The sequence below is a fragment of the Catenibacterium sp. GCM10023432 genome (assembly GCF_042651925.1).
Taxonomy (GTDB): Bacteria; Bacillota_I; Bacilli_A; order Erysipelotrichales; family Coprobacillaceae; genus Catenibacterium; species Catenibacterium mitsuoka.
Map to the genome: position 1 here is coordinate 22,308 of NZ_JBHSEB010000015.1, position 10,557 is coordinate 32,864.

Here is a 10,557-nt window from a genome sequence, read left to right on the forward strand (position 1 = left end):
ATGGCTAAAGCTGCAGTATTAATGGCGGAAGGTTATGAAGAAGGGGAAACATTAACAATTGTAGATTTATTAAGAAGAGCAGGAATAGAATGTTATACATTTAGTTTTAAAGAAGAGTATGTAAAAGGCATGCATAATATGTATGTTAAAGCAGACTATGTATTCAATGAAGCAGTAAAAGAATATGATATGCTTATTTTACCTGGCGGCAGACCAGGAGGGGCTAATTTGAAGGCTAACCCAGAAGTGATTTCAATGGTTCAGTATTTTAATGAGAATAATAAATACTTAGCAGCAATGTGTTCAGGTACAGTTGTTTTGTCAGAAGCACGAGTCATTGATGGAAAAAAAGTGACTGGATATACAGGATATGCTGAAAAACTGGGCGGTGGACAATTTGTAGATGATGTGGTAGCATTTGATCAGAATATCATCACAAGTCAAGGACCAGCAACGACCTATCCATTTGCATTTAAAATTATTGAAGTATTTGGTAAAGATACATCACTAATGAAGGAACGTTTAATGTATAATTTTGCTGGGGGAAAATAGAAAGAGAGTGATAAGGATGATTTATGGTAAGCTTCCCATTGTGTTTTTAAGTACTATTGCCAGTGAAAAAAAGGATTCTACTAATAGCCAGATTGCAAGCCATATATTAGATCATCTTTATGACTTGCAGAATATCGGAATCAAAGATATGGCATCTGAGTGTAATGTTGCTGTTAGTTCTATTTCACGTTTCTGCAAGGAAATAGGATTGAGAGACTTTGCAGAATTAAAAGAATTATTACTCTCAACAGATCTTTATTTTGAAGAACAGTCTCATTCACTTTCTTCTCAAGAAAGGTTATCTGACTATAGCAAGAAGGTTAAAGAAAGTATTGATATGGTTGAAAAGTCCATTGATATGACATCAATCATAGATTTATGTAGAGATATTCAGAAATATCAAAGAGTCGGTATTTTTGGATTGTTGAAAGCAGGTTCTGTAGCCTTAAATCTCCAGGGAGATTTATTGATGCTTGGTAAACAGGTCTATACTAATGTATCCTATACTCAGCAGATGCAGTATATTCTATCAGCAGATAGAAATGATTTAATTATTATATTTTCTTATACGGGCTCTTATTTTGATTATCAGGAGTTAAGAGCATTAAAACGTCAATTAGAATCACCTAAAATATGGTTTATTACGAGTGAGATAAAACAGGAATCATCATTTATTGACCATGTAATTACATTTAGTTCTTTACAGGATCAAAATAGTCATCCTTATCAGCTTCAGTTTATTGCAGGGCTTATTGCTCAGGAATATTCAAGACTACACAAACTATAATAGTTTGTGTTTTTTATTTCTTAATTAGGGAAATAAATAGAGAATCATTCATGTATGTTTTATAGTGGGAGAGGTTAAAGGGGGAATCACTCATGCATAAAACTCAAAAATCAGAATCTTTTGAGATTGCTGTACTATTAGCTATTGTAGGGGGTTTTTTAGATGCTTATACATATTGTTGTAGAGATAAAGTATTTGCGAATGCTCAGACAGGAAATTTTGTAAGATTGGCTATGGCATTAGCTAATGGTGAGTATATACTCATACTTAGATATATTATATCAATTTTATCATTTTCTTTCGGAATACTTGCTGCGATAAATATAAGAAATAAGAACTTCTTAAAACTTCATTGGAGACAGATTATATTAATAGTAGAGATTGGAATCGTTGTGATTGTGAGTTTCATTCCTATTAGACCAATCACAAATCTTGCTGCAAATCTATTTGTTTCATTTTTGTGTGCTATGCAGGCAGAAAGCTTTAAAAAGGTATTAGGTCATCCTTTTTCCTCTACAATGTGCACGGGTAATTTAAGAAGTGGTATAGAGCATTTATGTTATGCTGTAATTAAAAAAGATTATCAACTATTAAAACATACAGGCTGTTATTTAGTGATTATCATGTCATTTATCATAGGTGCATTTACAGGAGCACATACTACGCAAGTTTTCTTAGGAAAAGCGATTCTTCTTACATTGATTCCTATTGTATTATCAATATGGAATATGAATGATGTAGTATAGCGGTCTTATGAAAAGTATATTAATAGAAAAGATGTAAAAACTATAATAGATGTATATAATAATTCAATGAGGTATAATTATGAACTACAATAATATTGATTATATACAGAAAAATGAACCAGCAAAAAAAGAAGATATAGAATCTGTAGAAAAACAAATTAATGAAACAATTCCTAAAGTGTATAAAGAATTTCTAAGATATGCGAATGGGATAGTTATGAATTTATGTGTACTTTATGATACTTCTACTATTATTGAAAGTTATGAATGTAATGAGTTTTCTATTAATATGCCTGGATATATCAGTATTGGAAATGATAATGGAGATAGAGAACTTATTATGAAGGCAGAAAAAGAGTATATGTTGAAATGGTAAGATTAATTGTAGAAAAAGAGGAGAAGAACAACGAAAACACTCAATGATTATATGGCCTTACCTTATCGTTTAGAAATAGTAGAAGATCAAGAAGAAGGTGGATTTGTAGTTTCTTATCCTGATCTTCTAGGTTGTATCACTTGTGGAGATACAGTAGAAGATGCTATGAATAATGCAAAGGATGCAAAGAAAGCATGGGTTGAAGCGGCATTAGAAGAAGGTATTGAGATTAATGAACCAGATAGCATAGAAGATTATTCTGGACAATTCAAATTGAGAATTCCTAAGACTTTACATAGAACACTTGTTTTGCATGCTAGAAAAGAAGGAATCAGCATGAACCAATATTGCGTCTATCTCCTATCTAGAAATGATGCTTTACTTTCAAAATAGAACATAATCATTTGAACACATACACTTGTATGTGTTTTTATATATAGAAATAAAATTTCAATATTCAAAGTATTAGTTGAACACATATTTCAATTGATAATATACGTTGCTTGCATTTGTCTTTAATGCAAAATAAATGATTTTATTTGCGATTTTCGCATATTGTATTATAATAAAAACAACCATAATATTTGAATATCAAAATAAATCATGTGAAAATGTCATAAATACCATCATAAATATTACTGCTATTCTATTAATAACAAATAAAATGAAGTAAAATTAGATAAATACTTAATATATACTTAAAATAGCATTAAAATACACATGGTATAAATAATATTATAAATACCATACTTTTAATTATCAACAACTACAACAATTTTATAAAGAGCAAAATAATACTGATAAAAACAAATGCTGCATGCGAATAAGATAAAAAAGAAATGATTTATGCCAATGTATACAATTATTTTCGAAGTTTATTTGAAATATAAATTAATTTATTGACGGTAATCGCTTTCAAATTTATACTAGATTTGTAAAAGACGGACGTAGTCAACAAGGGACATAATGAATTCAAATAACGCATCTTATTTGTATATGTTATATCCTTTTTTTCTGAAAAGCGCGCGTCATAAAAATAGACTGACCTCTTTACAAAAAATAATAATAGAAGGGAATACACATATATGAAGGCAAAAAAAGTCTTGAAGAACATTGCAGCATTAAGTGTTGCAACAGTGATTGTTGGCTCAACATTGTCACCTATCTCCGCTTTAGGAAGCTCTAAAGATTTAACTGAATTTGGCAATGTATTAAATGTTAAGGCAATCCCAACTGAAAAAATTTATGGAACTTATGATACAAACGACTATAACAACTTCTCAGATCAGGGTGCTTGGCATGGTTACTATTTACCTGAAACAACAGAAGCAGCTCACAAGATGTATGGAGGGTTTGCTGGTCCTGTTGTTGTCGCAGAAGAATACCCAATCAACTTATCTGACTCAATTAATAAGATCAACTTAGAAAAAGTAAATGGTGAGAAAAAAGAAAAGGTTGATCTAACTAAAGCAAAAACAGATTTCGTTTATTATCCAGGAAGACTTGAACAGACTTACAAGATGGATGATTTAACATTAAAGCTAAAATTGATCTTTGCCACTAACAGAACAGCTTTAATCGAAACAGAAATCGAAAATAACACTAATAGTAAATTAACTCTTGATTTATCTTGGGATGGTCACTTATTTACTTGGTATACATATAGTCCAGAAGAAACAAGAGCAGACTATAAGACAGGTACTACTTTCGCAAAAGACGAAAATGGCGTGAAAGTGAATTTTGAAACTAAACGTTATACATGGCGTTATATGACAACGGATCAGAACTCATTTGACGTGACATTAGGCGAAAATGACCTAGAAACAAGTGTTGCAGAAGATAAACATTCTTATACTATTAATAAGAAGAATTCTGTAGAAATCGATGCAAATGAAAGCTATAAGACTTATCAGACACAGAGTTATACTTTCACTGATAAAGAAAGAACTGCAGAAAGAGAAAAAGTAAAAGACATCTTAAATAAACCTGGTCAGTATTTAACTGATAACAACACTCGTTGGCAGGGTTATGTTAATACTATTTTCAAGAACAAGAACACTGTAGGTACTGCTTATCAAAGAGCTGCAGTTAAGTCTATGGAAACATTAACTACTAACTGGTTCTCACCAGCCGGTGCAATTAAGCATGATGGCGTTGTACCATCTATGTCTTATAAGTGGTTTATTGGTATGTGGGCTTGGGACTCTTGGAAACAGGTTGTAGCTACTACTCAGTTTAATCCAGAATTAGCTAAGAATAATATTAGAGCATTGTTCGACTATCAGATCACTAAAGAAGATGCTGTTCGTCCACAGGATGAAGGTGCTATCATTGACTGTATTTTCTATAACCAGAATGAAGACCGCGGTGGTGATGGAGGAAACTGGAACGAACGTAACTCTAAACCAGCACTTGCTGCATGGGCAGTTCAGAGTGTTTATGAAGCAACAGGTGATAAAGAATTCTTAAAAGAAATGTATCCTAAGTTAGTTGCATATCATAACTGGTGGTATAAGAATCGTGATATCGATAAAAATGGTATTGCTGAATACGGAGGAATGGTTCATGAAACATGCTATGACTGGCAGAACTATTCTAACCCTCTTACTGGTGAAAGCTATTATATCGGTGAAGAAGTAGAAGGATTTGGTAAGATCGTTGGTGTACCATCTAGCGATGGAAGCTACGAATATGGTTACATCTATGATGAAAACAATGAACGCGTTGTATGTCCAGAAGCTGGTATCGAAGCAGCTGCTTGGGAAAGTGGTATGGATAACGCAACTCGTTTTGACAGAGAAGGTTTAAGCACTGAAACATTTAAGGATCCTGGAGTTCTTATCTATACTGTAAGAGATGATAACAAGAAACCAGTTGGTTATGTTATCAATCAGGAATCTGTAGATTTAAACTCTTACTTGTATGCTGAAAAAGGTTTCTTAAAATCTATGGCAGATGTTTTAGGTAAGAAAGATGATGCTAAGAAGTATACTAAAGAAGCTAAGAAAGTAGCAGACTACATCAATACAAAGATGTTTGATGAAAAGACTGGTTACTACTATGACTTACAGACTAATGAAGATGGTTCTACAAAGACTCTTCTAACTAACCGTGGCAAAGGTACTGAAGGATGGTTACCACTTTGGGCTAAAGCAGCTACAAAAGAACAGGCAAAAGCAGTCGCAGCAAATATGACATCTCCAGATAAGTTTGATACATTAGTACCATTCCCAACTGCATCAAAGGACAACCAGAAATATGCTCCAACTAGATATTGGAGAGGACCTGTATGGTTAGACCAGGCATTATATGGTGTTGAAGCATTACAGAACTATGGTTATAACGAAGATGCTAAGAGAATGGCATACAAGTTATTTGATAACGCTAAGGGATTATTAGGTGATGGACCAATCCATGAAAACTATAACCCTGAAACTGGTGATGGTTTACATACTAAGAACTTCAGCTGGTCAGCATCAGCATATTACTTGTTATATCAGAACACATTAACATCAACTAAGACAACTTCACAGACAGGACTTGCTATTCCTGGTGAAGTCACTGTAAATAAAGATGAATTAGCAGCAGTTATTAAGGAAGCAGAAGCATTAGATAAGAAATTATATACAGCTGATTCATTCAAGGCTGTAGAAACAGCATTAACATCAGCAAAAGCAGTATATGCAGATGAAGATGCAACTCAGGAAGAAGTCAATCAGGCTGTAGCTGACTTAAGAGATGCAATGGTTAAACTTGTTAAAGTTGAAGGCGTTGTGATCGATAAAGATAACAAAGACAACAAAGACAACAACAATAAGAATCCAAAGACTAGTGATCATACATTCGTATTTGGTAGTGTATGTGCTATGTTAGTATCAGGTTTCTTATTCATCTTCTTAAAGAAGAAAAGAGCTTAGTAATTAAAAAAATCCTCAAAATGAGGATTCTAGAGGCAGCCTAGCTGCCTCTTTTCTTATATAAAAAGCTACATAGTAATGCACTTATAGGAACAGTCAATACAATACCAAGAGTACCAGTAATGCCTTGAGATATCTCTATCGCTATAAAATCAGAATTCATTAATTGAGGATATTGAATCTGATAAGCAAGAAATGCGAGTAAGATTGTCATAGAACTACCAGTGAAAGCAAGTATTAAAGTATTACACATTGTACCAATCATATCTTTTCCAATGTTAAGTCCTGAGATGAAGAGTTGTTTTCTTGTTAAAGAGGGGTTAAGGGTATGTACTTCATATAATGAAGAGGCAAGAGACATTCCTACATCCATAACAGCGCCAAGTCCTGATATAAGTATTCCTGAGAACAATATATCACTGATATTGAGATGTGTCTGTTGTGAGATAAGAATAAGTGCCTCTGCCTGATCTGTATTAAAACCAGATACATGAATCAAATGACTTAATATTAAGAATGATAGTCCTGCAATAAGAACGCCTAGTGATGTTGCAATGACAGCTACTATTGTTTTAATAGAAGAACCATTGATCATAAATAGTGAATATCCTGTTGTGAGAATAACGATTGCAAGTGTAGAAAGGATGGGGGAATATCCACTAAATATAAGAGGAAGAAGTAATCCTATAATCGCAAACAATGTAAAACCTAAACTGATAATCGTACGTATTCCTTTAGAACGTCCTATTAAGAAGACAATAATCAGCAATAATCCTACAAAAGCATAAATATATGGTGTACGGTAATAGTTATAAACAGTGATAAGACTATTCTCTGACTTTGGATTATCAATACAAGCAATAAACTTATCTCCTGTCTTTAAACGTATATTGTGCGTAGTAGAGAGGTAATTATCAATATATACCTTCTTATCTTTAAAAGATCCTTCTAATAATTCTACATATAGGTTTTGTACACCATAATATCTATTAGTTGTTTCATCCTGCTTGGATTGGTCATCTATCACACGTATTACACGAGCCTTACTATAATGTAAAGAAGATGCATTTGAAATAGCCACGGGACTATAAACATGTGATTGGAAAAAATAAACACCTAGTGTAAAAATACACGTAACAATAATTAGAAGAAAATCACATTTACTTAATTTCTTCAACATGGAATCTCCTTTGTAAAAGAACCTGTTTACAAGAAACAGGTCCATTTGTTTATATTTCTTTTTTCTTTGTTTTAATCATGATTGTTGCACCGGTCACCACAGCGACAGTTGCCGCAACACTTAATGCAGTAAGCTGTGTAGTATCTCCAGTCTTGACTGCATTATTTTTGGTCTGAGTCTTATCATTTGATGAGTGATCCTTATTTGGAGTCACGACAACAGACTTCTTTTCTAACTGATCCTTTGCACTCTTTAATGCATTAAATGCATCATTTACTTCATCCTGAGAGGCATTCTTATTGTTAAGAACAGTTTTTGCTTTTACAAGAGCATCCTGTAACTTACTGAATGAATCAGCTGTATAATCCTTACTATCAATCTTGCTAGCATCATCGACTGCATTTTTTAACTCAGTCTTATCTACTGTATCAGTTGTTGTCTTATTGATAGTAAAATCATCTACTACAGATAAGTCAGTTGTACGATAAGTCACAATCTTTAACTGATTATCACTGACATCAAGCTTAGTGATATTTGGTGTATGTTCCTGATTCTTTACTGCGATATAATCACCAGTTAAATTATTAGTGAATTCATAGTATTTACTACCACTTGCAGAGTTTGCGGTAATATAAGTTAATCCCTTAGGGTTTGTCACTTCATGAATTGGCTGACCATTTTGATCGAATGATTCTTCCTTTAATGCCTTTGAACCATCCATCAACATACTACGTGTATAAACATGGTCATGCCCCATCAAGACCAAATCAATACCATTTTCACTTAACATCGGTGCTAAAGTATCTCTTCTTGCAAGAATATCATTGTCACTTGCATGTGATGCTGAAGAGTAGATAGAGTGATGGAACACAACAATCTTCCACTTAATATCCTTGTTATCTTTAGTCTTTGCGATAGTATTCTTAATGAATTCTTCATGCTGAGCTGTACTTCTGTTATTTGAGTTCAGTACCATCATCAAAGTATTGTTGTAGATGTAGTAATAATCACCCTGTGCATTCCCTTCACCACTATTACCTAATTGAGAAACATTTGGTAAATTAAAGTGATCATTATAAGCTGTACCAGAATTATCATGGTTACCTACAGCATTCGCAAATGGTGTAGAATAAACAACACTTCCTTCATAGTTGGATAAGTAAGCATCATATTGAGATTCATTCTTGCCTGCTTCTACATGGTCACCTGCATTCTGAATAAAGTTCACATTCTTGAATAATGAACTCTTTTTAATCAAGTTTAAAGTATTCTTCCATCCATCTTTGTCAGAAGCTAAATCTCCGGAGGAACCTAACTGAGGGTCACCAGCAAATAAGAAGCTGAAGTTACCAGAAGCCTTAGTCGTTGTTGTATAAGTATCAGACCACTGACCGTTATTACCAACACGATATACATAGCTTGTATTTTCTTCTAGGTTATTCATAGTTGCCTTATTTGCATAATAACCATCAGCCTGAGCTTTGCTCATCTTCGCAACTACAGTGACAGCCTTATCTTCAGGGAAAGCACCATGCATATCAGCCTTCTTTGCATATTGTACTTGACCATTAGATGAATCAGTAGAGAACCAGTTGATATTAAGTTCACTAGGTGTGCTACCCACTGATAAAGAAATGGCTTTTAAACTTGATCTTGCTGGCAATAAGCTTTCATCTGGGTTAATACCAAGCTCATTCATTTTGAAGTAACCTTCACTATTGGCATTTGTCTTATGAATTTCAAATGAGATGACATTCTGTCCATTCTGCAACATATCTTTGATATCTCTAAAATATAAGTCAGCTGTTTGTGCTTCAGTAAATGTCTGCTTACTTCCATAGCCCATGTTATCTTTATGACTTCCATTACCGCTTGCATTTGTACGATATCCTTCATCAGGTACATTAAACGCAGTCAATTGCTGACCATTAATATAAACAATCACAGCATCCTTATAACCAAAATTCAAATGAATACCTCTTACAGCACTTGTGTTATCTACATTGAAATAACCTCTAAAGAAATAAGCACGAGAATCCTTATTTAAAGTTCCTGTTTGAGTAGAAAATTCTCCTTTTGCAGTTTTCCAAGCTGTATCGTTATACTGTCCATTTAATGAAGCATTATCCCCATTCTTATAGACACGAGTCCAACCTGTATACTGTCCCCATTTATCTTTTGCAAGAGTTCCATCTGCAGGATCTACATTTGTATCAAGATATTTCATATCTGCATCCTGATTCATCACAACTGTACCCTGAGCACTTGACTGATTTGCACTTACCGCAACAACATTACTAAAACTGTTTAAAGCGATAGGTGACACAGCAGTTAAACTCATAGCAGATAAAACCGATAAAGCAATTAAAGTATTCTGTTTTTTCATAATTTCCTCCATTTCCGTCCGCCTTCGTCGGTCGGACACAAACATACAATAAAAATTTTAATTTATCATTAACCTAAATATTTTTAGGATATTACTATTTGATTTACTTTTTTCATAAGCAATATCTACTATGTCTTTATTTTTTTCGATTAATAACAAATTTTATTTTCACACTTTTCCTCCTTCATTGTATACGGTAGTGTCAAAAATCTATATTACATAGCACAAATACACTGCCCTCAAATTTGTTTATATAAACAGTGAAATGATTACTGAGTATATCTTAGTAATCATCTTTTTTCGTATTTAACTAAAAAAAGATGAAACAACCTGTGTTATACTTTTAGCGCGAACCAAAATATCACGAAAGGATGTTTCATCATGGAAAGTATAACACATTTAATTAATTCTATTGAATCTTTTTCTAAACAAAATTTTAAATTCTCTCAGTATTTTCAGGCTTTGAATCTCCTTGGCAAGATTCCAGATACTGTTTCTTATCGTCTGAATGATATTGATCTTATTCATCATCTTGAAGAGGCTTCAAAACATATTGATTGGCTTAACAGATTCTTTGAGGATAAGATCAATCCAATTACCAGGAAGGAACTAT

General features: G+C 33.2%; 9 protein-coding genes. 7 read left to right on the forward strand and 2 right to left on the reverse strand.

Annotated features, from left to right (window positions below; all coding sequences use genetic code 11):
* From ACFOZZ_RS03345 to ygjK, 6 genes are all read left to right on the forward strand, one after another.
* Complete coding sequence (locus ACFOZZ_RS03345) at positions 1-552, forward strand: DJ-1 family glyoxalase III (RefSeq protein ID WP_376814694.1); 552 nt, start codon at positions 1-3, stop codon at positions 550-552.
* Between the two features lie 16 nt (positions 553-568).
* The gene (locus ACFOZZ_RS03350) at positions 569-1,339 is read left to right on the forward strand and encodes a MurR/RpiR family transcriptional regulator (RefSeq protein ID WP_055233928.1); all 771 of its coding nucleotides are present in this window, start codon (positions 569-571) and stop codon (positions 1,337-1,339) included.
* Between the two features lie 92 nt (positions 1,340-1,431).
* On the forward strand, positions 1,432-2,085 hold the full coding sequence (locus ACFOZZ_RS03355) for a YoaK family protein (protein WP_286696388.1): 654 nt from the start codon (positions 1,432-1,434) through the stop codon (positions 2,083-2,085).
* A gap of 79 nt (positions 2,086-2,164) precedes the next feature.
* The gene (locus ACFOZZ_RS03360; RefSeq protein WP_376814695.1) at positions 2,165-2,461 is read left to right on the forward strand and encodes an SMI1/KNR4 family protein; all 297 of its coding nucleotides are present in this window, start codon (positions 2,165-2,167) and stop codon (positions 2,459-2,461) included.
* 51 nt (positions 2,462-2,512) lie between these two features.
* Entirely contained in the window at positions 2,513-2,854 is a 342-nt protein-coding gene (locus ACFOZZ_RS03365; protein WP_055233931.1) for a type II toxin-antitoxin system HicB family antitoxin, read from the forward strand.
* A 692-nt stretch (positions 2,855-3,546) separates the two neighbouring features.
* Positions 3,547-6,378, forward strand: a complete 2,832-nt coding sequence (ygjK, locus tag ACFOZZ_RS03370) for an alpha-glucosidase (protein WP_376814696.1) — start codon at positions 3,547-3,549, stop codon at positions 6,376-6,378.
* Between the two features lie 40 nt (positions 6,379-6,418).
* On the opposite strand, the gene ACFOZZ_RS03375 is transcribed toward ygjK, so the two are convergent.
* Together ACFOZZ_RS03375 and ACFOZZ_RS03380 are read right to left on the reverse strand one after the other, a co-directional pair.
* Positions 6,419-7,558, reverse strand: coding sequence for a YibE/F family protein (locus ACFOZZ_RS03375; protein ID WP_279068246.1), 1,140 nt, complete (start codon positions 7,556-7,558; stop codon positions 6,419-6,421).
* Positions 7,559-7,607: 49 nt separating this feature from the next.
* The gene (locus ACFOZZ_RS03380; RefSeq protein WP_376814697.1) at positions 7,608-9,944 is read right to left on the reverse strand and encodes a fibronectin type III domain-containing protein; all 2,337 of its coding nucleotides are present in this window, start codon (positions 9,942-9,944) and stop codon (positions 7,608-7,610) included.
* 381 nt (positions 9,945-10,325) lie between these two features.
* Here ACFOZZ_RS03380 and ACFOZZ_RS03385 point away from each other — a divergent pair.
* Positions 10,326-10,557, forward strand: a 232-nt coding sequence (locus ACFOZZ_RS03385) for a hypothetical protein (protein ID WP_376814698.1), incomplete at its 3' end; no start/stop codon positions are given.